Here is a 22979-nt window from a genome sequence, read left to right on the forward strand (position 1 = left end):
TCATGAGTGTTATTACTCTTAAAAAGAAGTTAGAAGCCGTGAGCGAGCGATTAGACAAGCAGAAAGGCTATTGGAAGAGTGTAGAGTATAGCAGAGAGATACAGAGTAATCAGCTTTCGAAAGAAATTCAAGAAAAGGTAGATTGTAGTACCAAAGAAATTAATAAAACTGTAAAAGAAGAAGCTGGTAGGATATTATTCACACCATTAAAAGTAAGGCAGGTGTAAGTCATGAATAAACGATTTTCTAAAGAGTGGAATGAGTTAGTAAGTAAATATCAGAAAGCAGATTTGGCAGAGCGTTTAATGATTGAATATTTCAGTGAAGGTAGCTATGTTGTAGTTGCTAAAAAATACAATGTTACATCAACTTGCATCATATCAAACATAAATAAATATATAGCTGATGTCTATGAAGAAAAGCCTTATATAGTTGATTTGTACAAAGCTAAGGCGCAAGAAAATAAGATGAAAGGCAGCATGGATGAACCAAGATTGAAAAAGTTTGATGTAAGAATGTTCGAAACACTCCCAGTAGAAATGGAATATACAAAGTTCTTAGATGTGGTTGGTAAATATGATACTGATATGCTGACAGGTGAGTATCTAGCAAGACTAGCAAAGAAGAATGGTGTAAAACTTTATAACATTGACTTGTATAGTGGTTCTAAAAAATACATTAAATTTTAGGAGGAAGAAGTATGGAGTATATAAATGAGATTAATATAATGGAAGCAACAATCCATGTATTAGATAATAATGCAGACGAACCAATACTAAATGAATATTTATTACAACTTACTGAAGAAGTATATGAATTTGTGTTTAAACATGTTCAAAGATCTTTAAGAGATGATGAATTAAGGTATGCAGTATTTAACCACGAGAGAAATATTGTTAAGGAAGTTGCTAAAGAATATTTAAGCGGTGAATGTGATTTAGTTAGAGTATCCAAAGAATTAGCAAGACAAATGTTTATTCTTATGAGATCAAAGGGGAATATTCCATCATGTGACTTGTTAACAGTTGGTTTTACAACAGAGCATGGACCATTCATAGGAATATTCAAGATGGATTATATCAAGAATTATATGCACAATGTAGAGTTTGTAGAGGACAATATAGGAATTAATCTAATACCACAATTTACTGGATTACCATCAAGTAGTGCAAAAATACAAAAGTGTGCATTTATAAGACCGTTTAACAGTGAAAATAAATATGATTTATTAGTAATAGACAAGCAGAAGAAAAGTAATAAGGATAGCGAGGATTATGGAGCCAATTACTTCATGGATAACTACCTTGGATGCAAGATAATAACCAATGATAGAGACAATACGAAGAACTTCTTAAGAGGTACTGAAAATTTCATTCAACGTTTTGTGAGAGAAGATGCTGAAACGGCTGAAATGATTAGGCGAGAGATAAGAGAAAAGATTACTCATGATGATGAAATTAACCTAGAAGAGGTTGCAAGTCTTATGGGTGAGGGAAAAGAAGGATATTTACTGCAAATGGCTAAGAGCTGCGATAATGAATTTAAAGTTGACAAGCATTATGTAGATAAAAAGTTGAAAAGGATAAGACTTAAGGTTGACAAAGATATAGATATTTATTTAAACCAGGAATCTTATAACGATAGAAGTAAATTTGAAGTTGTAAGAAATGGTGATGGTAGCATTAACATGGTCATAAAAAACATTATGAATTATGCTGAAAAGTAGGTAATGAGGTTGTATGAGGACACAGTCATAATTCTGTGTTCTCATTAAGAGATCTTATTTTAAATTATACTGGAGCTAATGTATGAGAACTAAAGTATGTAAGATGTGTGGTAAAGAGTTGTCAATTGAAAGTTTCAACATAAGAAAAGGGTATAAGGATGGTTATAATACAAAATGCAAGAAATGCGAAGTTAGATATAACCAAGAATATTATAAAAAACATAAAGCTGAATTAGATGAAAAACATAAAAAATATCGTGAAAATAATAAGGAATATTTAAGTAATCTAAGGAAGCAGTATTATAAAAGCAATAAAGAAAAGGAATTAGTACAGGCTAAGATGTGGAGAAATAAAAATAAAGACAAAATAAGAAATTCATCTAAAAGGTGGTATGAATGTAATAAAGGCAAAGTATTAGTTAAAAATCAACGCAGGAGAACTAAACTTAGTGAGCTACCAGCTACAATTACTAACGAACAGTGGATACAAATTAAAAATGATTTTAAAAACAAATGTGCATATTGTGGAAGAAAATTGCCTTTGCATATGGAGCATTTTATACCATTAAGCAAAGGTGGAGAAATGACAGTCAACAATATTATACCTTCTTGTAAAAGTTGTAATTGCAGCAAAGGTACTAAGTTATTTCATGAATGGTACAAAGAATATGAACATTATGATGTGACAAGAGAAAAACATATATATAAATACTTAAGATATGTGAATAGTGGGATACAACAATTAAAAATTATATAGTTATAAGATTCTATTATCATATGAAAATCAAATAAGAATGAAAGAAGGTAGTATTTATGAATTTAGTAGTCTTAAAAGGAAGATTAACAGCTGATCCAGAGCTTAAGTTTACAGCAGGAAAAGGAACTGCAGTAACAAGTTTTAAATTAGCAGTAGATAAAGGATTTGGAGATAACAAGAAAACTGCATTTATTCCAATAGTAGTTTGGGGAAAGAGTGCAGAAGCAGTAGCTAATTATACTCGCAAAGGTAGCTTAATTCTAGTTAGAGGAAGCATTGAAACTAGAAACTATGAAGGTAAGAACGGAAAAGTTTATGTAACGGAAGTAGTTGCAGATATGTTTGAAGGAGTAGAGTTCCTGGATAGTAAGAACAATAGCAGCAACAATAGCGAAGGTGGATATCAGCAGCAAGGAATACCTTCCGATTATTTCGGCAATGGAGATATGACTCCAATAGATGATGGGGAAGACATGCCTTTTAATTAAGGAGTTAGATATTCTCCGTAATCAAAAATATCATTAGTGGATTAACTTATAAATTTAATTGGATTTCGGCTCTTTAACACAGCAGAGGGATGTATTAACTACTAAATATTTTAGAAAAGGATGTGAGGTAGTTAATCATGCAATGTATATTAGCAAGTCACCCCCTGACTGATAAATATAAATTGTCGCTCCCTCTGTTGTCCTAAGGAGCCGGTCCAGAAAGGAGAAAAGATTGAATAGAGAAGAGAGAATTGAGTTATATAGAAAAGCTATAGGAAACTATGGAGAAGCAGCACAACAAATTGTTGCTATGGAGGAATGCAGCGAACTGATACAAGCTATATCTAAAAAGCTGAGAGGTAGAGAAACGAACCTAGAGGAAGAGATAGCAGATGTTGAGATAATGTTAGAGCAGCTTAAGTTAATGAGTAATGAATCGTTGATTGAGGAGATTAAAGAGAGTAAGCTGCAGAGATTAGAGAAGAGATTAAATGAGTAATCTGATTAAATTATGAGGTAGAAGGAGGAGTATTAATGGCTATTAATATGATGTGTATGAATGATAAATGTAAATACTATTGGGAAGATAGTTGTGTTAGAAACTTAAATGAAGAACGTATTGAGATTAATGAACATGGGAAATGTGAAACATTTGAAGAAGGTATATGTGACTGGTATGAAATTAAAATTCATGAATTAAAGATACTTCCAGAGTTTTTCACAGCAGTATTAGAAGGTAAAAAACCATTTGAACTTAGAAAGAATGATAGGAATTACAAGGTAGGAGATACACTTAAATTATATGAATTTGATGGGGGGAAGTATACAGGTAAGTATACTCTAAAGAATATAACGTATGTATTAAATGGTGGACAGTATGGGTTAGATAAAGATTATGTGATCTTAGGAATTAAGTAATTCTTAATTTGTAGATATTGAGAATTAAATAGAGAATTTGTTCTTTGAAAATTGAATAGTATGGTATTTACAAATTATTATATAATTAACTTATAATAATGTTAAAGTGTTAAAATGTATATATAAAGAATAAGGGGGGAAGTTTATGAATAAAATTTATAAAAATCTTATAAAATCATTTTTACTTGGAATAGTAATTCTTTATGGATTTATATTTGTGTTTTATGAGATATTTAGATTTAGTGGGGATGATGCATCAATAGCAGTAATAGGATTAGCTATTATTTCAACAATAATTTACAGTACATATATTATAATTGATTCAATAAAAGAATATTGTGGAAAATAAAGTATCAACAATCAATTTTTAATATATTACGAAAGCAAAATTAAATATTAATTTAATCATAATACCGTACTATTCAAAACTGAATATACGGTATTTTTTATTTCGCAATTCAAAGAAATTACGCAATAAAATTAAGGAGGAGTTTTAATGTTATCAGGTAGAGAAATGCAAAAACTAAAAAAATACTCGTTTGGTAAATCAGACTTATTATTAAAAATTGGTGAAGATATTAAAGGTCAATTCTATATAAGACCAATCAGATGGAGTGGTTCATATAAGGGTGATAAGTTAAAAGAAGGCGAATGTTTAGCAAGATTTGATACGAGAGAAGATGCAGAAGATGCTTTAATAAATATTTGTGGGTACTCTAAAAAATATGTAGCCAGTCTTTCTTCGTAATTCAACTATTAAGTGAAGGAGGACAAGATGATTAAGGTTACTGATGTTATTAAATATAGTTCACAAGGTAGATTAAAATGGGGTGTAGTTACATGTGTTCTAACTATAAATGAGAGTGGTAATACAGAATGTATAGGAAAACATTTATATTGGGTTCAACCACTTGAAGGTGAAAAATTAAAAGAAGATATACTTGAAGATGATGTCAAAGAATTATATACGATTAAAAATATTCATTAATCAAATAAAACAAGAATTTAGGAGGTAAGTAAATGAGAGTAGATTTAGGTAAATATATTATTCAAACAGATGAAGTTCAGTTTGTAGTTAAGGAAAAGAAAGTAGTTCAACCTGGAAAGCTCACAAAGGAAGAAAATGTCGGTAAAGAAATAGAAAAGGATATTGCATACTGTTCTAGTTTTGAAAATGCTTTGAAATTCCTTTCCAAAAGAGCTTTTATCGACAATGAGGATATAAGAGACGTTGTGAAGGAAACGAAGGTTCTACAAAGCAAAATAGAAGGTTTAACACAGTTGTTTGAGTTAGAAGGAGGTATGGAGAATGAAAATTAGGAAAAGTAGATTTAAATATCTAATGAAGCACTATCATAACCATAAGCTGTATTCTATAGGGAAAGATAGCTATTTGGCAATCAGACCATTTAAATATATTTTAAGAAATCTAGTTGAAGTGTTGAAATATACAGTGGTACTTCCTTACGGTTTGATTTGTTGTATAGCAAACTTTATAACAGAAATTCCATATTGGGTTAAAGAATTTTGGAGAGATTTAAAAGAATGTTGTCCAATAGCTTATATAAAAGTTGTAGATGATGAAGAGATTCAGGTAATAGAGTAGTTCATAATCCAAATAGAAAGTGAGGTTAATATTTATGGAGTTCAATTTTATTACAGAATGTACAAGTTGCAACCAAAGAAAACCATGCAATGAGGAAATTGTAGAGATAGATGGTGAACAAAGGCTCATAAACTTTTGCAAAGAGTGTTATGAAGAAATAGAAGAAATAGAAAAGGATTTTGAAAGTATTTAATTTGTAGAGAGTGTGAAATAAGGAGAGTGAAGTAATTTATGATATTGGGTTGTAAAATAGGCTGTTTATGTTCTGATATCAACAAAGATTATTGTTGTAGAGAATGTGACAATCATAGAAACTGTGAAAGCAAATGTGACTTTTTAAACTATATATACAGCAGGGAGGGAATACTTAAGACCTGCGACGATTCATATATAGTTAATGAATAGTCTGTGGATATTGCGAAGGATATAATATGGAATTTGATAAGTTTCTTGATAAAGTTTTAGAGAATGTAATGTCGCAAGATGGCATGGAAAAAGTAAAAAAATATATAAAAGAAGATATGAATTTATGCGGTTTTAACTATGATACTACTAAGGTAGAATGTCAAGTATTTGATGAAAGTGATAACTATGAACCAAGAGTTGAAGTGTCAAGCGAAGGATATAGTGATGGTGAAGTAATATTTATAGATTATCATTTAGACTAGTTCGCAATTCAAATAATTTATGAATACGTTAAGGAGGATTAAGACATGGATGGATATATGTGTCATAACTGTAGAAGTAGACATAAAGATGGTGAAGTATTTTATTCTGTTTTGTGTACTGATGGTCTACATGTGCCAACTTGCTCTATAGAATGTTTTAACATTGTAAAAGAAAACCAAGTTAAAAAATTAAAGAATAAATTAAAAGAAATTGAAGAACAATTTCCAGATGCCATGACTTGGTAATACTCAATTCAATAAAATGGTGTAAAAATAACTCGTAATGAATATATAGGAGATGAATAAAATGTGGCATCCATTTTGTAATGTTTATGATTTAGATACAGAAGATAATCCAGTTGAAAATGGCTATATCGACCATGTATGTAAATGTGGAAGTACAAATGTCAATATAATGTCAGTGGTCGAAAATAAGATAACTACAAAGGACGGAATAACTATTCCAACAGCAGATATAACTTATATATGCAATGATTGTGGTTATGCTGAATTAGATAGGAATTACTTATATAAATATTAAGGAGGAAGTATGAAAAAATGTAATTTTTGTGGTAGGACTGAAAAAGAAGTTAAAAGGATAATAACCGCTAAAGATGGTGATATATGCGATACGTGTGTACTTCTATGTATGGAAATATTAATTAATGATCAAGCAGAATATAAAGAAATAGAATTTACAGAAAATAATAATTAATACGCAATTCAAAGAAACTATTCAGATTAGTGAGGATTTAGGACAAGTTCCTATCCTTACTAATTGTGTAAAATTAAATTTGATACAATTGAGGTGATAAAATGTTGCAAATACTTGAGCTATTTGGAGGGATTGGAGCACCTAGAAAGGCGCTTGTTAATTTAGGTGTGCCAGTTAAGTCGATAGATTATGTTGAAATAGATGAAAAGGCAGTACGTAGCTACAATGCAATTTTTCAAAAGGACCTAGGGTATAAAACTCAATCAGTTGTTGGATGGAACTTGAAACCTGATATTCTTATCCATGGAAGTCCATGTCAAGATTTCAGCATAGCAGGAAAACAAAAGGGAGCTGATGAAGGTTCAGAAACTCGAAGTAGTTTGATGTGGGAAACACTCAATATCATCAAACAAATGGGAGTATGGAAGCCTCGTGTGGTTATTTGGGAGAATGTTCGAAATGTCCTTAGTAAGCATATGCTCCATAACTTTAATAGGTACTTGGAAGAAATGCAAAGGTTAGGATATACATCTAACTTTGAGATATTAAATGCTATGGATTTTGGATTACCACAGAATAGGAATAGAGTATTTACTGTGAGCTGCTTAGATGGTACCTTCTTTAACTTTGAAACACTAGAGAAAAAGCCTATGAGAAATATTAAAGAATTTTTAGAAGGTACAGAGGAAGAAAAATATATTGTTACTCAACCAAGCATGTTGAAACTTATAAATAAAACTACTAACTCAGCATTCAATGGCAGAGTAGAAATTATTAAAGACCATTGTAAGACAATAACATGCAAACAAATGAGAAGTCCGAACAGTGGTGTTATTGATTTAGGTGACGGAAGATATAGATATTTAACTGAAAAAGAGTGTTGGAGGCTTCAAGGATACAGTGACGAAGATTTTGAAGCAGCTTTAAAGGTTCATCCAGGCATTCAAGGCAAATTAAATGGAGCACTTTATAAACAGGCTGGGAATAGTATTCCTATCCCTGTACTAGAAGCAATATTTAAACAGATTTTAAATTAGAGGTGATTTAATGAGATATAAATTTACTGATACAGAGCTTAAGAAAGTAATGAGCAACCTTACTATACTGATTGATACAAGAGAACAGGCCAATGAGCATGTAATAGAGTTCTTAACTAAGAAGAAGATATCTTATGAAGTTAAGAAACTTGATTTTGGAGATTATGCTTGCATGCTTCCAGCCAATAGTTTTGAAGGTCAAGAGAGGGCGATTTACTTTGATAGAGATATTGTAATCGAGAGAAAGAATGGTATTGATGAAGTCGCAGGAAACTTAAAGGATGATACAAGAATACTTAAGGAATTAGCACACTTAAATAAGTATAACATTAAATATTATGTGTTCCTGGAAGAGCCTGAAATGAATGAAACATTAAAAGGGTTAAATGCTGAAGAGAAGAAACATCTCAAAGAATTTATGAAAATACTAGAAAGTAAAAATGTATGCTTAAAACCAGAAGGTTTTGATTTCAACATAAGGAAAGGCAATTACAGAAGTGAGTATCAGCCTAAAAGTCTATATGCAAGATTAAAGACGATTGAAGCACGATACAATACTGTTATTCGTCCTATAGACAAGCAATTCATGGGTAGCGAGATATACAATACATTTTACTATTATGTGCGTGAGGTGCTTAAGAATAAGGGGTTTATAGAGGAGGTAGTTGAAAATGAATGATAAGACTGCATACTTAATAGAGGTATTTATATTCTTCGGATGGATTCCAATATTAGCTATTGGTAAAGCAATATCCATGTGTATAAATGCTAGAAGTTGTTATAAGTGTACGTGTAATAGCTGTATCAAGGAGGATGTAGAGAATGAGGGAGATTAAGTTTAGAGCTTGGGATAAATCAAATGAAGAAATGATAAACTTTGATGAAATAGAAGGAATTAATTTTGAAGGTGAATTTTTGTATATAGGAACATCTAAAAATCTAGAATGTATATTAGGATTTGAATTTGCAGAATTAATGCAATACACCGGATTAAAGGACAAGCATGGTAAAGAAATTTATGAGGGAGATTTATGTAAGTCATATAACGGATATATACAAGAAGTTGTATGGAAAGATAATTCATGGATGTATAAAATGAAAGTTAATAAAAAGTATCAAGGTGAAGCATATGTAGAAATAGTTTATAGTTCAATGGGTGATACAAGCCATAGAAATTTTGGTGATGAAATTATAGGCAACATATACGAAAATCCAGAGTTGGTGGAGGGGTAGAGCATGACTAGACTTGAACAGATTAAGCAGATAGAAGATAGAATAATTGAAACTAAGAAGCAGCTTAAGGAGTTAGATGAATTATATCTTAAAGCCTTTTCTCCTAAAGGTTATAAAGGTGGTACAAGCTATAATGATTACGATACGATTCCAGGAGGAAATAAGGAATATCATCTAGATCAGTATTGTTTACAAAAGAATAAGCTAGAAACTTTACTTATGATAGACCGAAATATATTAAGTAATCTTAAGAGAGATATAAATGTTGATGAAACTCTTAAATTATTAAGTAATAATACTTTGAAGGTTAAATTTTTAAGGATAGTTGCTGGATATACACAGAAGGAAACAGCAGAGAAGCTAGGTATAAGCGAAAGTTCTGTTTATAGAATGGCTAAATCTGAATAGAATGTACAAATTGTGAATTAGTTAAGAAGGGGGATTTTTATGGAGAAGTTATTAGAGTTTATTAATAAACAGATTAAAAGTCTAGAGCGAGAAAAACACAACTTAGGTTGTGGCGAGGATTATGATTGCTTAGATGGTGAAATCAATTATTTACTTGAACATGTGAATAATACAGTGCAGATAGCAAGAAAAGATGGAGCAATAAATGCCTTGTCAGATATAAAGAAATTAATTGAACAAGGCATGATATAATTCACAATTCAAATAAAAGCCATGGTTTAATCATCTCGGATTTTACCATTTATAAATGAATTAAAATTGAATAGAAAATGACATGTAAATGACTATTTACAACAGTTTCAATCCAATGCTATGATATAGTTAACCAATAAACCGTTAGGGAGTAATCCTTAGCGGTTTTATTATTTAGCTCATATACCTAGGGTATAATGAGAATCCAGACCTTCGACCAAGGACTGGTTTTTAGTGGAGCTGGTCATAGGGTGTTCCAGCAAGAGCAGATATGGGTTTGGGCAAGGCTGCTTAGTCTAGTTGCTATAACGGAATCAAGTATTCCAGCAGCTAGGCTTTTTATTTTATTTAAATATATTAGAAAGTGGTGAGAATATGGATGGTATATATACAAGTTATAAGTGTAAGAGTTGTAGTAAAGAAATAGTTTTATTAACTGATGAATTAGAATCTACATTAAGAGAAGGTAAATATCTAGCATGTTCTCATTGTGGATCTAGAAAGCTAGCTAAAGAATTAGTTACTGATGATCTAAGAGAAGTAACTAAAGCTAGAAGTTATAAAAGAGTTAACGGTAGAATAAGACAAATATAGTTATTGAAAGTGAGGTGTAAGTATATGAGTAATACTAAGAGAATAGGAAGACCATTTAAGTTTACTGACCCAGATAAGTTAGATATGCAGATAGAAGAGTTCTTTAATGATTGTAAAGATAATAAGAAAATACCTACTGTAACTGGTTTAGCAGTGTATTTAAATACTGATAGGCTAACTCTATTAAACTATGAGAATTGCTTAGATAATCCAGCTTATGAGGAGTTAGATTATGATGTGAAAGTACACTTGATAAACTCGATAAAAAGAGCTAAGCAAAGAGTAGAATCTGAGTATGAACAGGCTTTATTTAACAAGAATAGTGCAGTTGGAGCTATATTTACCCTCAAGAATAACTACAAGTGGGTAGATAAGCAGGAGATAGAGCAGACTAACAAGACCATTGAGGTATCACTAGAGGATTAAAGTACAATGGTGAGAAAATTAAGTAATATCAATGTAATAGATACAATATAGTGAATAATCATAAATGATAATTGACGTTATTCTTCTAAAGGCTTATAATAAAAGTATAAGTAGGGGGGTACCATTCTAAATAGTATACCTAAAACCGTATGGCGCTTCCCAAAAATATTTTTTCAAAACAAAGGGGGCCTTTAGAATGAAGGTATATGGCTATATAAGAGTTAGTACTGCAACACAAGTGGAAAAAGGATATGGATTAAAGACACAAGAAGAATCTATAAAGAGGTATTGCAAAGAAAACAATTTAGAACTGGTTAATATATTCAGTGATGAAGGTTTAACAGGTACAGAAGCAGATAGACCAGGGCTAAATGATTTACTTAGCAGCTTTAATGGAATCAATAAGGTTGTAGTATTAAATACTTCAAGGTTATGGCGAAGTGATATTGTAAAGGTACTGGTTAGAAGAGAAATAGAAAAAGCAGGTGCAGATGTAATAAGCATTGAACAGCCGACATATAGCATATACAATAAGGATCCTAATGATTTTCTAATAAATGGTATGATGGAGTTATTGGACCAATATGAAAGAATGAGTATATCATTAAAACTTGCAAAAGGCAGAAGAACTAAAGCAAAGAGTGGTTCAAAACCTTGTGGTGTAGCTCCAATGGGTTATAAATGGGAAAAAGGAAAGATATTGATTGATGAGGAGAAGGCTGCGATAGTTAAGGAAATATTTAATCTTGCATTGAATAATAACTCACTTCAAAAGATAGCTGATAAAATTAATTCTCAAGGCTATAGAACTGATAGAGGAAAAGAATTTAGCAAACAAGCTATTTCAGTTATTTTAAAAAATAACTTTTATACAGGCATTGTAAGCCATGGTAATATTGAAGTAACTGGAGAACATGAAGTTATAATTACTAAAAGTACATTTACAAAAGTACAAAATATTTTAAATAAAAGGTTTAAGGGATAGAGCAATTCTATTCCTTTTTTATTTATAAGGAGGTGATTGACTACTATGAGTAATACAAAATTCAAAATATCTAAGCAATGCTTTAATGATGTATATCTATCACAGTTACAGAATTATAATACTAGATTTAATGTATTCTATGGTGGTGCTGGAAGTGGTAAGTCACACTTTGTATTTGCTAAGATGGTATTTAAGTATTTAAAGTTTTCCAATCGTAAGTGCCTGGTAGTTAGAAAAGTAAGTAATACTTTGAGGGATTCATGCTTTGCATTGGTTAAGTCAATTCTAAGTGATTGGCATTTATATGACCAATGTAAAATTAATAAAACAGATTTAACAATTGAGCTGCCTAATGGTAGCCATTTTATTTTCAAGGGTATGGATGATCCAGAAAAGATAAAATCCATTGCTGATATTGATGACATAGTAATTGAAGAATGTACAGAGATTGATGTGTTTGACTTTGACCAACTATGTTTAAGACTTAGAAGTCAAAGTGGTATGCTTCAGGTACATTGTATGTTCAACCCAGTTAGTAAAGAAAATTGGGTATACAAAAGATGGTTTGCAGAAGATGCAGACTATAACAAGGATAATACAGTAATTCTGCATACCACTTATAAAGATAATAAGTTTTTACCACAGGAATATATTGATAACTTGTTAGAAATGAAGAAAACAAATCCAGCTTATTATAATATTTATGCTTTAGGTGAATTTGCGAGTTTAGATAAGTTGATTTATACAAACTGGAAGGTTGAAAACTTTGACTACATGCAAATCTTAAAGGAAGTTAAGGACAGTAAAGCTATATTCAATCTGGATTTTGGTTACACTAACGATCCTACTGCTTTTGGAGCTGAAATCTTAGATGAAGTTAATAAAAGGCTATGGATATTTGATGGGTTTGAAAAAAAAGGTCTATTAAATGATGAAATAGCACAGAAAATTACTGAAATGGGATATAGAAAAGAAGTTATTACTTGTGATAGTGCTGAACCTAAGAGTATTGAAGAACTAAGGCGAAATGGATTAATAAGAGCAAGGGGAGCTGTAAAGGGTAAGGATAGTATTATTAATGGTATTAACCTACTGCAGCAATATGAAATTATAGTACATCCTAAACTTACATGGGTAGTTGAGGAATTAAAAAACTATACATGGAAGAAAGGTAAGGATGGAGAATATATAAATGTACCTATAGACAAATATAATCATAGCTTAGACAGTATTCGATATGGTGTGACTACTGAAATAGGAATGGCGAGAACTAAAGTTAAGTTTTTAGATAAAAGCTTATTATTTTAAGCTAGGAGGTGAGAAAATGATTTTCAATTTAGATACAGCAATGAAATTAAAAGAAAAATATGAATCTGAACTTCCTTTATATACAAAGATGTATGACTATTATAAGGGGAAAACAGAAATATTCACTAATTACCCTAATACAGAAAGAAGTAATAAGGTAGTAAATACAAACTATGTTAAGAAGTTCATTACGGAGCACGTGGCATATGGTGTTGGAAGCCAAATAACATACACCAGCATGAGTGATGATGAAGCAGTAGTAAGGGACATAGAATATAATACTCAAATACAAAAAGGCTCACTAGATGCAATTTTATACAAAAATATGCTTATCTTTGGTAAGTGTTATGAGATAGCTTATATAGATAATGAAGAATTAAAGTTTAAAGTAGTAAATCCACTTAATTCAGTTGCTTATTGCAATAACGAGGATGAAGTTGAGATGCTACTTTATTTTTATAGAAAAGAATTAGACGATACACTTTATATTAATTGTTATTGTGATGAAGGTATTTATCATTTTAATGAGGAGTTTGAAGAGTCTGAAGAATTTACACCTTCTTATTTCGGTTGTGTTCCAGTATCAGTTGCAAGATTAGATGAGGAAGAAAATGAAACTATATACAATGATATAAAAACACTCCAAGATTCTTTTGAAAATATCTTAAGTGACTGGATCAATAACAGTGCTGACTTAAGGGATGCTTATTTAGTTCTTACAGGGTTAGATTTAGACACAGAGGAAGCTAAGAAAATGAAGTCTAGTGGAATAATGCAAATTCCAGACCCAAGTGGTAAGGCTGAATTTCTAATAAAGAATATACCAAGTGACTACATTAAAAATTTAGCTGATACATTAGAAGATAAGATATATCAAATATCTCAATCTATTAATAGTAATGAAGCTATGCAAAGCAACTTAAGTGGAGTGGCAATTCTAAGCAGAATTATAAATCTTAGGAATAGAATAGGAATAGAGCAGAAGGCATTAGGTGATGCAATTAGAAATAGGTTAAAGCTTTTATTTATCTATTTAAGACAAGCTTATAGTAAAGATTATAACTATAGAGATATAAAGATTAACTTTACAATGAACGTTCCTTCTGATGATATTTCTATGGCCCAAATAATTAGTCAACTTAATGGGAAATTAAGTGCTGAAACTGGATTAAATCAATTAAGCTTTATTCAAAATGGTAAAGCAGAGTATGCAAAAGCACTTGCAGAACAAAAACAAGCTATGGATGATGTAGATTTAGATAACATAGAGGGTGGTATAGTTGAATAAATACCAGCAATTTTTCAATGATAAATCTTTAGAGTTTGCAGAGGAGTTATATAAGAGGGCTGACAAGGAACTTTTACAGCTACTTAAGCAGCAGAAGATAGACAGAGATACTTTAATGACACAAGTAGCAAATATAATGTTAAAGTATGAAATTAAAGATAGTGTTTTAAACTTATCTAATAACGATTTCAAGAAGGTTTACCAAGAAGTGAAGTTAACAGTTGTCGAGGTATTCAAAGAGGAGACCGAGAAGGAAATAAACGGTTTAAGAGAATTGCTAATCACAATAGGACAAGACAAGTTCTATAGTAGTTCTTTTTTATTGTCCTTAGGCTTGAATTTTAAACTACAAAAGATAAGTGAAAAGGCATTAGAGAAAATTATCAACAAAAAAATTAATGGGTTAATCTATTCTGATAGAATCTGGGCAAATAAAAAGAAAGTTGCAAAGTTACTACAGAATGAAATAAAAGAGTTTTTGCAAGGTAATATAACGGTTAATGATATTGAAAAGGTAATAAAACATAGATTTAATTCTAATGCTAGTAACACTAAAAGGTTAGTAAGAAATGAAACTGCTAGAGTTCAAACAGAAGTCAATGAGGTTTGGGCAAAAGATTATGACATAGATTGGCAAATGTGGATGGCAACACTTGATGATAAAACTAGTAAAATATGTGGAAGATATGATGGTAAGAAGTGGAGAAGAACTGACCCAAATAAGAAAATACCTATCGAAGATTCACATATTAACTGCAGATGTTCTTTAGTATCATTACCTAGTGAAGATTACAAGCCTAAATTCAGAAGAGATAATCAAAATAAAGAAAAGGTAAATTGGCAGACTTATGAGGAATGGAAAGTAGGGATAAAGTGAAGCTGATTGAAAAAATAAAGCAAATATTTAACACTAAAAATCATAAACATGAAATAGTTTATCAAAAAGACTTTGGTTACAGATGTAAATGGTGTAATAAACCTAAATCACAATGTAATTAAGGCCTTTTATTATATTTAAAATTAAGGAGGAGAATATGGCTAAGTATAGAAAGAAACCAGTTGTAATTGAAGCTTTTAAGTGGACTGGAGACATGAACCAAGTAGAAGACCCAAAGTGGATAATTGAAGCAATTAAAAAAGGTACTATTTGGTTTGTAAATTATGAAGCCGATAAAACATGTGAAATGCTTATAAAGACATTAGAAGGAAGTATGAAAGCTAACCAAGGTGATTACATTATAAAGGGCATTAATGGGGAAATTTATCCATGTAAACCGGATATATTTGAAAAGACATACGAAAGAGTTTAATTAAGTCTTAGGCAACTAAGGCTTTTTATTATGCTCCGAAATGAGGATAAACTATTTAACCATAACACTCTAAGGGCAAGAACTTTAGGGGGTAGAAAGGGAGTTTTTAGGATGAAGAAAAGTGAGTTATTAAAACTTATAGAAAACGTTGCTGATGATGGGGAGATAAATGACTTATTATTGAGCAACGAAGAATTTAAGACTAAGGAAATTGATGTAGATAGTTTTAAAGAATTGTTAGCTAGCAACAAGGAGATTAAAGCTTATTATCAATCGGCTTTAGACAGTGGTATTAGTAAAGGTGTTGCAAAATTTGAAGAAAACTTTAAAGCAAATAAACTACCTGGACTAATAGAAGAAGGCATTAAAGCAAAGTCAGATGAAGGACTTACAGAGGAACAAAAGAAACTTAGAGAGCTACAGGCTACTCTTGAAGCTATGAAAAAAGAAAAAGAAGATGGTGAAAGATTAAGCAAGTACAGAAATAGCGAAGAAGGTAAAAATATACCTGAAAAACTACTATCTAAGTTAATATCAAATGATGAAACTTTAACAGCTGAATTAATTGGGTTATATAATACATCAATTAAAGAATTAGTTGAAGTACAAGTAAAAGAACGTCTGAATGGTGGGGCTTACAAACCACCTAAAGATGGAGAGTCAATAGTGAAAAATCCATGGAAGCCTGGGCAAATAAATCTAACTGAACAGGCTAGAATTTTAAAAGAAAATCCTGCTTTAGCAAAACAATTAATGGAAAGCAGATGTAAATAGGAGGAAAGTATAATGGCAGCAACAAAAATTTCAAATATTATAGTACCAGAGGTGTTTAATCCTTATGTAATCGAAAGAACAGCTCAATTATCAAAGTTAGTTAAGAGTGGTATTGTTGTACCTAGTGCAGAATTAGATGCATTAGCAATGTCTGGAGGAAAGTTAATTAATATGCCTTTCTGGAAGGACCTAACTGGTGATGATGAAGTATTATCAGATAGTGAAGCATTAACAGTAAATAACATAGGATCAGGTAAAGACGTAGCAGCACTTTTAATGAGAGGAAAAGCTTGGGGAGTTAATGACTTAGCTAAAGCTCTAAGTGGTGATGATCCAATGGGTGCAATTGGTGATCTAGTAGCAGATTATTGGGCAAGAATGGAGCAAAAAACATTACTAGCGGTATTAAAGGGAATATTCGGAGCAAGTTCAATGTCTGCAAATGTACATGATATATCTGGTCAATTGGAGGACGCAGCGAAAATAAGTGGCTTAAGCTTCATAGTTGCAAAGAATAAACTTGGAGATAACTCCGACAAGCTTACAGCGGTTATGATGCATTCTGATACATTCACAGTATTAGAGCAACAAAATTTGATTCAGTATATCCCAAATTCACAAGGTATTGTTGAGTTCCCAAGTTATATGGGTAAAGAGGTTATAGTGGATGATGGATGTCCTAAAGATAGTGATGTATATACTACTTACTTATTTGGTAAGGGAGCTATTGGTAAAGGGAATGGACAGGCTCCAGTACCAACTGAAACTGATAGAGATAGCTTAGCAGGTGAAGATATCCTTATCAATAGACAACATTTCATACTACATCCAAGAGGAGTTAAGTTCACTAATACATCTGTAGTTGGTGATTCTCCAAGTAATACAGAATTGGCAACCCAAACTAACTGGGAGAGAGTATATGAACCTAAGAATATAAGAATAGTAGCATTTAAACATAAAATATAATTGAAGGGGCAATATGCCCTTTCATTTTTAGGAGGATATTTATGGGATTAGCATCATTTAATCGTGCAAGAAGACTTGCAGCAATAAAAGCTAAAGAAGAAAATCAAAAAAGTTGCGAAGAAAATATAGAAAAAATGAAAGTTAAAGACCTAAAAGAAAAATGTAAAGAGCTTGGTTTAACAGAATTTGAAAACTTGAAAAAAGAAGAATTAATTGAACTTTTGAAAGCTACAGAGTAGGTGATTAGATGTATGATCCAACAGAAAAGGAGCAGATGGCGATTATAGCTATACGAAGGTACTTGAATAAGGACTTTACAGATACGGATATAAAGGAAAAGTTTGCTCTAGCTATAAAAGTTTTAATTAATAATGCTGAATATCTAATGAACACAAAGGTTTCTGGAGTAACTTCTATGAGTCAAGGAAGTCAGAGTATGACTTTTAAAGAAGGAATTGAAGCTTTTACTATTACAGATGATGTAAAGGCACTTTTACCAAGACCTTATATTAAGTTATTTTAGGTGGTGGATACTGTGATATTTTTTAAAAATACAGAGATTGAAGCTACTAAAAAGACTACAATTAAGAATGAGGTAGGACAACTTGTAGCAACTTATGTGAAAACAGGAATATTGTATAAGGTCAACTTACAGCCTATTGATATACAAGCTATAAAAAAGACATGGGGCGAGGATATAGAGAGTAAATTTCAGATATATGCAGATGAATTATTAGGTGTTGGAGATATTATTCTAATAAATAGTAAATCATACGAGATAGAAAAGCATATCCCATGGAATAGTTACAATATATACGCAATAAAAGATGTGGAAGTGATAATAAATGCTTAAGACTAACATTGATGGTGTTATGAAGGGAATAGAAAATCATATTGAAGCAGCAGTGCGAGAAATTGAAGTTACAGGAGTAGTTGATTTACAAGCTAATGCACCTGTTGACACAGGAGCTTTAAAAAGAGCAATTGCATTTAAGACTGAAAAAAGTAATGATAAATATGTGATTACTTTTGGGTCAATGTTAAAGTATGCGCCATATACAGAGTTTAGAAATAGTACCTCTAAAGGGTGGATGCGAGATACTTTAAATGAGTTAGATGCTGAAAATATATTAATAAAACATTTAAAGGGGGTAAATGATTGATGAAATTATTGCAACAAGAGATTTATAAATTAATATCAATTGATGATAATAATGTATATTCTGATTATTTACCTTTAAAAGATGAAAATGATATTGATTTAGATTATAGTAGAAATACTTATATAGCTTATATTTTAAAAAATATAGAAGGATTAATTTATAAAGATTCTATAATGTTAGATGTTGAGATCACAAGTGCTTTAGAAAATAGGCTAAAGATAAGAGATAAAGCCATAGAGATAGACAAACTATTGAATAATACATATATATCTAATTGTGATTCTAAGATAATTAGGAGCAATGTTTGGTATATACCATTTAATGACTTAGAAGAAAAGAAAGCTATGGTTACATTGAGTTATAAAATATTTAAATATTAGAAAGGAAGTGTTAAATATGTCTACAGCAACAACTGTAAAGAATAAAAATATATTTGGTTCAGCTAATATTTATTTAGTACCAAGTTTCGATATTGAACAGTTAGATAGTGAGATTGCAGCTAAGTTAATAGAGGCGAATTTATTAGTTCTAACTGATGATGGCACAAATTTTGAGGAAACCAAAGAAATTCATAGCACTCAAATAGCTGGATTTAACGAAAAGAGAGTTCAAGGATTTGAGAATATAATAAGAGCAGAAGGTAAAATAACTGGTTCAGGAAGGCTTGTAAATAAAAAACTGTTAGAAGCATCCTTATATACTAAAGATTCAAACTCATCTACCACATATGAAGTATATACTGTTAAAGAAGGAACTATCACAGATGCTCAATACAATGATATAGTAATGGTTGGAGTAAATAAAGCTGGTGAAAAGGCTCAGATAATAGTATTACATAATGCTTATAATGCTAATTTATCTGTAGAAACTAAGGCATCTGATGATGGTACTTGTAAAATTGAGTTTGTAAGTGCATATGGTTTTGCAAAGTTAAATAAAGTACCATATGAGATTATAACTCTTAATGAAACAGTTTAAATTATTAGAGATTAGCAGAGCTAGTCTCTTTTTTATTATGTTTAGAAAGTGGGAAAGAAAATGATAAATGAAAATAAAGAATTTATAATAACAACTCCAGAGGCTATGGAGATAATAAGAATTATTAAAAAAATTAATATGAAAGATGCTATTTCCAATACTATAAAACAGTTCTCTGATTTAAATGCTAAAAAAGATAATAAATTAACTGAACTTAGAGAGTTGATAATAAAGGATATTGGATTTGAGGTGTATGAGGCATTAACGGAAACAGATAAGGAAGAGACAACGCAGCAAATATTAAATAAAAATCCTCAATTCAAAATAGATTTTGAGCGAATCATGGTTGAGGTTAATAGAGAAATAACAAGGTTAGGTATGGAACTAATCTACGATTTCATAATGAGGATACCTGATGCAGAAAAAGAAATTTACAAATGTTTATCTAAAATATTTAACAAACCTTTAAAAGAAGTTGAAAACCAGGAAATTGATATTACTATAGAGCAGATTAAGGAAATATCTCAAAGTAAGACTTTAATGAGTTTTTTCAACTTAGCAACCAAATAGAAGAGTTAAATAATTCTCTCGTGGGGATTCTCTTTAAATCTGGTTGCTATTCTTATATAGAAAACATGGATTTAGAAGAAGCATTACCGATAATTGAAGGAGTTTATATAGAGTATATGGATTCCAAGCTTTATCAAAGATATTTATTTGATAATATCTTACTTCAACTTGATGGAAAAGGAATGGGGTATTTAGATTACATAAGTGAAGGAAAGAAGTTTGTAAGTAAACCTGATACAGATTATATGAAAGTTAAAGAAACCAACAATAATTTACTACAAAAGTTTAAATTAAATAATGTTTCTATCCAAGGGAGGTGAAAACAATAGATATTTTTAAATTGAAAGGCTCGGTTGAACTTAACAGCAAGGATGTTATAAGCGGTTTGAATGAAATAGATAAAAAAGCTAGATTAACTGATAAGAGTTTAGATGGTATAAGTACTTCATCAGATAAAAGTTCAGCTGCTATGGCTAAGTTGAGTAAAATTGGCAAAAATGCTATGGGTACCATTGATAAGTGGGCTAAAAGAGGAGCTATTGCAGTAGGTGGATTAGCCACAGCATTTATAGGCATGGGAATTAAAAGTAATGCTAGTTTAGAAACTTCGATTACATCATGGACAACTCTTCTAGGCACTCAAGAAGAGGCTAAAAATATGATGGATGAAATCACTAACTATGCAGCTAAAACACCTTTTAGCAAAATGGGTGTAGATGCTATGGCTAAACAACTGCATAATGCAGGATATGAAGGACAAGCAATGTTTGACCAATTAACCAAGTTTGGTAACATGGGAAGTGCTTTTGGAATTCAAGAGGATAGCTTAAAAGAAATGGTAAGACAATATTCTCAAGTACAGATGGCCCAAGTTGCTTATACTGAAGATTTAAATATTCTTCAAGATAGGGGCATACCAATCTATAAAGCATTATCAGAAACGTTAGGAGTATCAGTAGCAGATGTTAAGAAGTTAGCATCAGAAGGTCAATTGAGTGCTGATATATATAATGCAGCTATTGATAGTATCGCAAATAATACAAAAGGGGCTATGGATGCACAGAGTAAGACATTTTCAGGTATGTTAAGTACATTGAAAGATAATATAACTAACATATCCCAGCAAGTTCTAGAGCCTATATTTGAAAGATTATTAGAGTTCATGCCTAAAATACTTGAGGTAACAGATGCCTTTACTCTTGGGATAGATGAAGGAAAAGGTATAGTAGAAAGCATGAAAGATTCTATTATCCAAGTATTTGGAGAGGAAACTTACAATAAAATTATGGGAATAGTTAATGCTGTTAAGTGGCTAACTTTAGCTTATATAGGATTAAAGATAGCAATGTTTATATCAGATATAATAACAGGATTAACTACAGTGTTCGGAGCATTAAAAGGTGTAATGTTAGCAGTTAAAAGCTCAACAATAGCACAAACTATAGCACAGTGGGCTTTAAATAGTGCATTTCTAGCATGCCCAGTAACCTGGGTTGTAGCAGCAATATTAGCAATTATAGCAATATTCGTACTGTTATGGAATAAGTGTGAAGGCTTCAGAAACTTCTGGATAGAGCTATGGGAAATTATTAAAACAGCTTTTGGAGCAGCAAAAGATTGGATAGGAGAAAAGGTAACTTCTTTAGTTGATGGTGCTAAAAATAAATTTGAAGAATTAAAAGACGGGATTATGAAACCAATAAATTGGGCTAAAGATAAACTAAAAGATGCTATAGAGACAATGAAAGATTTCTTTAAATTCGATTGGTCACTTCCTAAGATTAAACTTCCACATTTTAATATATCGGGTAAGTTCAGTTTGAACCCACCTTCTATACCAAAGTTTGGAGTTGATTGGTACTCTAAAGGTGCTATTTTCACACAACCTACGATACTAGGTAATATTGGAGTAGGTGACGCAAATAATGGTCAAGGCTCTAAATCAGAGGCAGTATTACCTATTGATGATTTAAGAGGCATGATTAAAGACTTATTACAAGTTGCAATATCACTTAACATTGATGGTAGGGAATTTACTAGACAAGTTGTTGCACCACATCAAGATGAATTTAATAAATATGTTATAGGGAGGTAGGATATGAACGAATATGAATTAATATTTAATAGCAGAAACTGTACTGAAATAGATTTATATGTTTCAAAATATCCTTCTATCCCTTTATTAACTGAGGAAATAGAGAAAATACCAGTTGAGGGCAGAAATGGAGACTTAACAGTTAAAAAAGGAACATACCAAGATAGAAGCATATCAGTTAAGTTTAGATTATTGGATATGAATAACTACTGGGGCAAATTAGACTTAGTTTATGAATGGCTTACAGATATAACTGATAACAGATTATTATATGATAGGCAAGATAGATGCTTCAGAGTTAAAAATGTAACTTTTGGAGATATCAACAAGCAATTGCAAGTATATGGTGAGTTTGATGTTGAGTTTACTGTGGAGCCTTTTATGGAGGACTTAAACGAGATGAGGGTAAATATATCATCCAGTAACTTTACAGCAGTTTGTCAAGGTAATAGAGGGGCTGAAACGTTATTCATAGTTAATGGACAAGGCAATATTCAAATTACAGTTAATGACGTTACTATGAGTATTAATAATGTTAATGGGTATGTTGAGATTGATAGTAAGCTACTGCAAGTTAGAAATGCAGATGGCACAAGTAAGGATAATGATGCTATTGGTGATTTTGCTAGAATGGTGCCAGGTACAAACAATATTAGTTATATAGGAAATATAAGCAATATAGAATTAATATTTACTAATCAATATAGATAGGAG

44 protein-coding genes are annotated in these 22979 nt (G+C 31.1%); all 44 read left to right on the plus strand.

Going from position 1 to position 22979, the window contains the following annotated elements:
- The coding region (locus BN1075_RS00265; RefSeq protein ID WP_040191011.1) for a hypothetical protein at window positions 1-227 on the plus strand (227 nt) is incomplete at its 5' end.
- A gap of 3 nt (window positions 228-230) precedes the next feature.
- Entirely contained in the window at window positions 231-689 is a 459-nt protein-coding gene (locus BN1075_RS00270) for a hypothetical protein (protein ID WP_040191013.1), read from the plus strand.
- Between the two features lie 11 nt (window positions 690-700).
- The gene (locus BN1075_RS00275) at window positions 701-1726 is read left to right on the plus strand and encodes a nucleoid-associated protein (protein WP_040191015.1); all 1026 of its coding nucleotides are present in this window, start codon (window positions 701-703) and stop codon (window positions 1724-1726) included.
- Between the two features lie 82 nt (window positions 1727-1808).
- Window positions 1809-2483, plus strand: coding sequence for an HNH endonuclease (locus BN1075_RS00280; protein ID WP_040191017.1), 675 nt, complete (start codon window positions 1809-1811; stop codon window positions 2481-2483).
- A gap of 56 nt (window positions 2484-2539) precedes the next feature.
- The gene (locus tag BN1075_RS00285) at window positions 2540-2971 is read left to right on the plus strand and encodes a single-stranded DNA-binding protein (protein ID WP_040191019.1); all 432 of its coding nucleotides are present in this window, start codon (window positions 2540-2542) and stop codon (window positions 2969-2971) included.
- 232 nt (window positions 2972-3203) lie between these two features.
- On the plus strand, window positions 3204-3470 hold the full coding sequence (locus BN1075_RS00290; protein WP_040191021.1) for a nucleoside triphosphate pyrophosphohydrolase family protein: 267 nt from the start codon (window positions 3204-3206) through the stop codon (window positions 3468-3470).
- 35 nt (window positions 3471-3505) lie between these two features.
- Entirely contained in the window at window positions 3506-3889 is a 384-nt protein-coding gene (locus BN1075_RS00295; RefSeq protein WP_235777732.1) for an ASCH/PUA domain-containing protein, read from the plus strand.
- 145 nt (window positions 3890-4034) lie between these two features.
- Window positions 4035-4238 (plus strand): hypothetical protein, encoded by a 204-nt coding sequence (locus tag BN1075_RS00300; protein WP_040191022.1) that lies wholly within the window; start codon window positions 4035-4037, stop codon window positions 4236-4238.
- Between the two features lie 147 nt (window positions 4239-4385).
- Window positions 4386-4637 carry a hypothetical protein gene (locus BN1075_RS00305; RefSeq protein WP_040191023.1) on the plus strand — a complete coding sequence of 84 codons (252 nt, stop codon included), beginning with the start codon at window positions 4386-4388 and terminating at the stop codon, window positions 4635-4637.
- Between the two features lie 27 nt (window positions 4638-4664).
- Window positions 4665-4877 (plus strand): hypothetical protein, encoded by a 213-nt coding sequence (locus tag BN1075_RS00310; protein ID WP_040191025.1) that lies wholly within the window; start codon window positions 4665-4667, stop codon window positions 4875-4877.
- Window positions 4878-4909: 32 nt separating this feature from the next.
- Window positions 4910-5209, plus strand: coding sequence for a hypothetical protein (locus BN1075_RS00315; RefSeq protein WP_040191027.1), 300 nt, complete (start codon window positions 4910-4912; stop codon window positions 5207-5209).
- Entirely contained in the window at window positions 5199-5495 is a 297-nt protein-coding gene (locus BN1075_RS00320; protein WP_040191028.1) for a hypothetical protein, read from the plus strand. The genes BN1075_RS00315 and BN1075_RS00320 overlap by 11 nt, the downstream gene beginning before the upstream one ends.
- 34 nt (window positions 5496-5529) lie before the next feature.
- Complete coding sequence (locus BN1075_RS21305) at window positions 5530-5688, plus strand: hypothetical protein (RefSeq protein ID WP_156132700.1); 159 nt, start codon at window positions 5530-5532, stop codon at window positions 5686-5688.
- 38 nt (window positions 5689-5726) lie between these two features.
- Window positions 5727-5900, plus strand: coding sequence for a hypothetical protein (locus BN1075_RS21310; protein ID WP_156132702.1), 174 nt, complete (start codon window positions 5727-5729; stop codon window positions 5898-5900).
- A gap of 26 nt (window positions 5901-5926) precedes the next feature.
- Window positions 5927-6163 (plus strand): hypothetical protein, encoded by a 237-nt coding sequence (locus tag BN1075_RS00325; protein ID WP_040191029.1) that lies wholly within the window; start codon window positions 5927-5929, stop codon window positions 6161-6163.
- A gap of 45 nt (window positions 6164-6208) precedes the next feature.
- Window positions 6209-6409 carry a hypothetical protein gene (locus tag BN1075_RS00330; RefSeq protein WP_040191031.1) on the plus strand — a complete coding sequence of 67 codons (201 nt, stop codon included), beginning with the start codon at window positions 6209-6211 and terminating at the stop codon, window positions 6407-6409.
- 61 nt (window positions 6410-6470) lie between these two features.
- A complete protein-coding gene (locus BN1075_RS00335; protein WP_040191033.1) occupies window positions 6471-6704 on the plus strand; it encodes a hypothetical protein in 234 nt (77 codons plus the stop codon).
- Between the two features lie 9 nt (window positions 6705-6713).
- Window positions 6714-6878, plus strand: a complete 165-nt coding sequence (locus tag BN1075_RS21040; RefSeq protein WP_081911440.1) for a ClpX C4-type zinc finger protein — start codon at window positions 6714-6716, stop codon at window positions 6876-6878.
- Between the two features lie 101 nt (window positions 6879-6979).
- Window positions 6980-7915, plus strand: coding sequence for a DNA cytosine methyltransferase (locus BN1075_RS00340; protein WP_040191034.1), 936 nt, complete (start codon window positions 6980-6982; stop codon window positions 7913-7915).
- 10 nt (window positions 7916-7925) lie between these two features.
- Complete coding sequence (locus tag BN1075_RS00345) at window positions 7926-8594, plus strand: ERCC4 domain-containing protein (protein ID WP_040191036.1); 669 nt, start codon at window positions 7926-7928, stop codon at window positions 8592-8594.
- Window positions 8587-8751, plus strand: coding sequence for a hypothetical protein (locus BN1075_RS21315; RefSeq protein ID WP_156132704.1), 165 nt, complete (start codon window positions 8587-8589; stop codon window positions 8749-8751). The genes BN1075_RS00345 and BN1075_RS21315 overlap by 8 nt, the downstream gene beginning before the upstream one ends.
- Window positions 8738-9148, plus strand: a complete 411-nt coding sequence (locus BN1075_RS00350; protein WP_040191037.1) for a YopX family protein — start codon at window positions 8738-8740, stop codon at window positions 9146-9148. Before BN1075_RS21315 ends, BN1075_RS00350 begins: the two co-directional genes overlap by 14 nt.
- A gap of 3 nt (window positions 9149-9151) precedes the next feature.
- Complete coding sequence (locus tag BN1075_RS00355; RefSeq protein ID WP_040191038.1) at window positions 9152-9556, plus strand: ECF-type sigma factor family protein; 405 nt, start codon at window positions 9152-9154, stop codon at window positions 9554-9556.
- Between the two features lie 39 nt (window positions 9557-9595).
- On the plus strand, window positions 9596-9808 hold the full coding sequence (locus BN1075_RS00360; protein WP_040191039.1) for a hypothetical protein: 213 nt from the start codon (window positions 9596-9598) through the stop codon (window positions 9806-9808).
- A 197-nt stretch (window positions 9809-10005) separates the two neighbouring features.
- Window positions 10006-10179, plus strand: coding sequence for a hypothetical protein (locus tag BN1075_RS21320; protein WP_156132706.1), 174 nt, complete (start codon window positions 10006-10008; stop codon window positions 10177-10179).
- A 4-nt stretch (window positions 10180-10183) separates the two neighbouring features.
- A complete protein-coding gene (locus BN1075_RS00365; protein ID WP_040191041.1) occupies window positions 10184-10402 on the plus strand; it encodes a hypothetical protein in 219 nt (72 codons plus the stop codon).
- Between the two features lie 24 nt (window positions 10403-10426).
- The gene (locus tag BN1075_RS00370) at window positions 10427-10828 is read left to right on the plus strand and encodes a terminase small subunit (RefSeq protein ID WP_040191042.1); all 402 of its coding nucleotides are present in this window, start codon (window positions 10427-10429) and stop codon (window positions 10826-10828) included.
- 196 nt (window positions 10829-11024) lie between these two features.
- Complete coding sequence (locus BN1075_RS00375) at window positions 11025-11813, plus strand: recombinase family protein (protein ID WP_042386741.1); 789 nt, start codon at window positions 11025-11027, stop codon at window positions 11811-11813.
- A 45-nt stretch (window positions 11814-11858) separates the two neighbouring features.
- Window positions 11859-13121 (plus strand): PBSX family phage terminase large subunit, encoded by a 1263-nt coding sequence (locus BN1075_RS00380; protein ID WP_040191043.1) that lies wholly within the window; start codon window positions 11859-11861, stop codon window positions 13119-13121.
- 16 nt (window positions 13122-13137) lie between these two features.
- Window positions 13138-14409 (plus strand): phage portal protein, encoded by a 1272-nt coding sequence (locus BN1075_RS00385; RefSeq protein ID WP_042386742.1) that lies wholly within the window; start codon window positions 13138-13140, stop codon window positions 14407-14409.
- A complete protein-coding gene (locus tag BN1075_RS00390; protein ID WP_040191044.1) occupies window positions 14402-15286 on the plus strand; it encodes a minor capsid protein in 885 nt (294 codons plus the stop codon). Before BN1075_RS00385 ends, BN1075_RS00390 begins: the two co-directional genes overlap by 8 nt.
- A 157-nt stretch (window positions 15287-15443) precedes the next feature.
- The gene (locus BN1075_RS00395; RefSeq protein ID WP_040191046.1) at window positions 15444-15719 is read left to right on the plus strand and encodes a hypothetical protein; all 276 of its coding nucleotides are present in this window, start codon (window positions 15444-15446) and stop codon (window positions 15717-15719) included.
- 111 nt (window positions 15720-15830) lie between these two features.
- Window positions 15831-16493 (plus strand): capsid assembly scaffolding protein Gp46 family protein, encoded by a 663-nt coding sequence (locus BN1075_RS00400; protein WP_040191047.1) that lies wholly within the window; start codon window positions 15831-15833, stop codon window positions 16491-16493.
- Between the two features lie 12 nt (window positions 16494-16505).
- Window positions 16506-17459: a major capsid protein gene (locus BN1075_RS00405; protein WP_040191048.1), complete on the plus strand. Its 954-nt coding sequence runs from the start codon at window positions 16506-16508 to the stop codon at window positions 17457-17459.
- A 41-nt stretch (window positions 17460-17500) separates the two neighbouring features.
- Window positions 17501-17698, plus strand: coding sequence for a Rho termination factor N-terminal domain-containing protein (locus tag BN1075_RS00410; RefSeq protein ID WP_040191049.1), 198 nt, complete (start codon window positions 17501-17503; stop codon window positions 17696-17698).
- An 8-nt stretch (window positions 17699-17706) separates the two neighbouring features.
- Window positions 17707-17982 carry a hypothetical protein gene (locus BN1075_RS00415; RefSeq protein ID WP_040191050.1) on the plus strand — a complete coding sequence of 92 codons (276 nt, stop codon included), beginning with the start codon at window positions 17707-17709 and terminating at the stop codon, window positions 17980-17982.
- A 12-nt stretch (window positions 17983-17994) separates the two neighbouring features.
- A complete protein-coding gene (locus BN1075_RS00420) occupies window positions 17995-18312 on the plus strand; it encodes a hypothetical protein (protein ID WP_040191051.1) in 318 nt (105 codons plus the stop codon).
- A complete protein-coding gene (locus BN1075_RS00425) occupies window positions 18305-18622 on the plus strand; it encodes an HK97 gp10 family phage protein (protein WP_040191052.1) in 318 nt (105 codons plus the stop codon). Before BN1075_RS00420 ends, BN1075_RS00425 begins: the two co-directional genes overlap by 8 nt.
- Complete coding sequence (locus BN1075_RS00430; RefSeq protein WP_148315427.1) at window positions 18619-19002, plus strand: hypothetical protein; 384 nt, start codon at window positions 18619-18621, stop codon at window positions 19000-19002. The genes BN1075_RS00425 and BN1075_RS00430 overlap by 4 nt, the downstream gene beginning before the upstream one ends.
- Window positions 19003-19018: 16 nt before the next feature.
- Complete coding sequence (locus tag BN1075_RS00435) at window positions 19019-19600, plus strand: hypothetical protein (protein ID WP_040191054.1); 582 nt, start codon at window positions 19019-19021, stop codon at window positions 19598-19600.
- A 60-nt stretch (window positions 19601-19660) separates the two neighbouring features.
- Window positions 19661-20170, plus strand: a complete 510-nt coding sequence (locus BN1075_RS00440) for a hypothetical protein (RefSeq protein WP_040191055.1) — start codon at window positions 19661-19663, stop codon at window positions 20168-20170.
- A 65-nt stretch (window positions 20171-20235) separates the two neighbouring features.
- Window positions 20236-20490, plus strand: coding sequence for a hypothetical protein (locus BN1075_RS00445; protein WP_148315428.1), 255 nt, complete (start codon window positions 20236-20238; stop codon window positions 20488-20490).
- Window positions 20491-20510: 20 nt separating this feature from the next.
- The gene (locus tag BN1075_RS00450; RefSeq protein WP_052406316.1) at window positions 20511-22265 is read left to right on the plus strand and encodes a tape measure protein; all 1755 of its coding nucleotides are present in this window, start codon (window positions 20511-20513) and stop codon (window positions 22263-22265) included.
- Between the two features lie 3 nt (window positions 22266-22268).
- A complete protein-coding gene (locus BN1075_RS00455) occupies window positions 22269-22976 on the plus strand; it encodes a hypothetical protein (protein WP_042386746.1) in 708 nt (235 codons plus the stop codon).
- Window positions 22977-22979: the final 3 nt, after the last annotated feature.

The organism is Clostridium culturomicium, assembly GCF_000821305.1.
Lineage (GTDB): Bacteria > Bacillota > Clostridia > Clostridiales > Clostridiaceae > Clostridium_J > Clostridium_J culturomicium.

What these genes read in the sequence shown, in the direction of transcription:
- BN1075_RS00270 (WP_040191013.1), top strand. Translation starts at nt 231, where the DNA reads ATGAATAAACGATTTTCTAAAGAGTGGAATGAGTTAGTAAGTAAATAT.
- BN1075_RS00275 (WP_040191015.1), top strand. Translation starts at nt 701, where the DNA reads ATGGAGTATATAAATGAGATTAATATAATGGAAGCAACAATCCATGTA.
- BN1075_RS00280 (WP_040191017.1), top strand. Translation starts at nt 1,809, where the DNA reads ATGAGAACTAAAGTATGTAAGATGTGTGGTAAAGAGTTGTCAATTGAA.
- BN1075_RS00285 (WP_040191019.1), top strand. Translation starts at nt 2,540, where the DNA reads ATGAATTTAGTAGTCTTAAAAGGAAGATTAACAGCTGATCCAGAGCTT.
- BN1075_RS00295 (WP_235777732.1), top strand. Translation starts at nt 3,506, where the DNA reads ATGGCTATTAATATGATGTGTATGAATGATAAATGTAAATACTATTGG.
- BN1075_RS00300 (WP_040191022.1), top strand. Translation starts at nt 4,035, where the DNA reads ATGAATAAAATTTATAAAAATCTTATAAAATCATTTTTACTTGGAATA.
- BN1075_RS00305 (WP_040191023.1), top strand. Translation starts at nt 4,386, where the DNA reads ATGTTATCAGGTAGAGAAATGCAAAAACTAAAAAAATACTCGTTTGGT.
- BN1075_RS00310 (WP_040191025.1), top strand. Translation starts at nt 4,665, where the DNA reads ATGATTAAGGTTACTGATGTTATTAAATATAGTTCACAAGGTAGATTA.
- BN1075_RS00315 (WP_040191027.1), top strand. Translation starts at nt 4,910, where the DNA reads ATGAGAGTAGATTTAGGTAAATATATTATTCAAACAGATGAAGTTCAG.
- BN1075_RS00320 (WP_040191028.1), top strand. Translation starts at nt 5,199, where the DNA reads ATGAAAATTAGGAAAAGTAGATTTAAATATCTAATGAAGCACTATCAT.
- BN1075_RS21305 (WP_156132700.1), top strand. Translation starts at nt 5,530, where the DNA reads ATGGAGTTCAATTTTATTACAGAATGTACAAGTTGCAACCAAAGAAAA.
- BN1075_RS21310 (WP_156132702.1), top strand. Translation starts at nt 5,727, where the DNA reads ATGATATTGGGTTGTAAAATAGGCTGTTTATGTTCTGATATCAACAAA.
- BN1075_RS00325 (WP_040191029.1), top strand. Translation starts at nt 5,927, where the DNA reads ATGGAATTTGATAAGTTTCTTGATAAAGTTTTAGAGAATGTAATGTCG.
- BN1075_RS00330 (WP_040191031.1), top strand. Translation starts at nt 6,209, where the DNA reads ATGGATGGATATATGTGTCATAACTGTAGAAGTAGACATAAAGATGGT.
- BN1075_RS00335 (WP_040191033.1), top strand. Translation starts at nt 6,471, where the DNA reads ATGTGGCATCCATTTTGTAATGTTTATGATTTAGATACAGAAGATAAT.
- BN1075_RS21040 (WP_081911440.1), top strand. Translation starts at nt 6,714, where the DNA reads ATGAAAAAATGTAATTTTTGTGGTAGGACTGAAAAAGAAGTTAAAAGG.
- BN1075_RS00340 (WP_040191034.1), top strand. Translation starts at nt 6,980, where the DNA reads ATGTTGCAAATACTTGAGCTATTTGGAGGGATTGGAGCACCTAGAAAG.
- BN1075_RS00345 (WP_040191036.1), top strand. Translation starts at nt 7,926, where the DNA reads ATGAGATATAAATTTACTGATACAGAGCTTAAGAAAGTAATGAGCAAC.
- BN1075_RS21315 (WP_156132704.1), top strand. Translation starts at nt 8,587, where the DNA reads ATGAATGATAAGACTGCATACTTAATAGAGGTATTTATATTCTTCGGA.
- BN1075_RS00350 (WP_040191037.1), top strand. Translation starts at nt 8,738, where the DNA reads ATGAGGGAGATTAAGTTTAGAGCTTGGGATAAATCAAATGAAGAAATG.
- BN1075_RS00355 (WP_040191038.1), top strand. Translation starts at nt 9,152, where the DNA reads ATGACTAGACTTGAACAGATTAAGCAGATAGAAGATAGAATAATTGAA.
- BN1075_RS00360 (WP_040191039.1), top strand. Translation starts at nt 9,596, where the DNA reads ATGGAGAAGTTATTAGAGTTTATTAATAAACAGATTAAAAGTCTAGAG.
- BN1075_RS21320 (WP_156132706.1), top strand. Translation starts at nt 10,006, where the DNA reads ATGAGAATCCAGACCTTCGACCAAGGACTGGTTTTTAGTGGAGCTGGT.
- BN1075_RS00365 (WP_040191041.1), top strand. Translation starts at nt 10,184, where the DNA reads ATGGATGGTATATATACAAGTTATAAGTGTAAGAGTTGTAGTAAAGAA.
- BN1075_RS00370 (WP_040191042.1), top strand. Translation starts at nt 10,427, where the DNA reads ATGAGTAATACTAAGAGAATAGGAAGACCATTTAAGTTTACTGACCCA.
- BN1075_RS00375 (WP_042386741.1), top strand. Translation starts at nt 11,025, where the DNA reads ATGAAGGTATATGGCTATATAAGAGTTAGTACTGCAACACAAGTGGAA.
- BN1075_RS00380 (WP_040191043.1), top strand. Translation starts at nt 11,859, where the DNA reads ATGAGTAATACAAAATTCAAAATATCTAAGCAATGCTTTAATGATGTA.
- BN1075_RS00385 (WP_042386742.1), top strand. Translation starts at nt 13,138, where the DNA reads ATGATTTTCAATTTAGATACAGCAATGAAATTAAAAGAAAAATATGAA.
- BN1075_RS00395 (WP_040191046.1), top strand. Translation starts at nt 15,444, where the DNA reads ATGGCTAAGTATAGAAAGAAACCAGTTGTAATTGAAGCTTTTAAGTGG.
- BN1075_RS00400 (WP_040191047.1), top strand. Translation starts at nt 15,831, where the DNA reads ATGAAGAAAAGTGAGTTATTAAAACTTATAGAAAACGTTGCTGATGAT.
- BN1075_RS00405 (WP_040191048.1), top strand. Translation starts at nt 16,506, where the DNA reads ATGGCAGCAACAAAAATTTCAAATATTATAGTACCAGAGGTGTTTAAT.
- BN1075_RS00410 (WP_040191049.1), top strand. Translation starts at nt 17,501, where the DNA reads ATGGGATTAGCATCATTTAATCGTGCAAGAAGACTTGCAGCAATAAAA.
- BN1075_RS00415 (WP_040191050.1), top strand. Translation starts at nt 17,707, where the DNA reads ATGTATGATCCAACAGAAAAGGAGCAGATGGCGATTATAGCTATACGA.
- BN1075_RS00425 (WP_040191052.1), top strand. Translation starts at nt 18,305, where the DNA reads ATGCTTAAGACTAACATTGATGGTGTTATGAAGGGAATAGAAAATCAT.
- BN1075_RS00435 (WP_040191054.1), top strand. Translation starts at nt 19,019, where the DNA reads ATGTCTACAGCAACAACTGTAAAGAATAAAAATATATTTGGTTCAGCT.
- BN1075_RS00440 (WP_040191055.1), top strand. Translation starts at nt 19,661, where the DNA reads ATGATAAATGAAAATAAAGAATTTATAATAACAACTCCAGAGGCTATG.
- BN1075_RS00445 (WP_148315428.1), top strand. Translation starts at nt 20,236, where the DNA reads ATGGATTTAGAAGAAGCATTACCGATAATTGAAGGAGTTTATATAGAG.
- BN1075_RS00455 (WP_042386746.1), top strand. Translation starts at nt 22,269, where the DNA reads ATGAACGAATATGAATTAATATTTAATAGCAGAAACTGTACTGAAATA.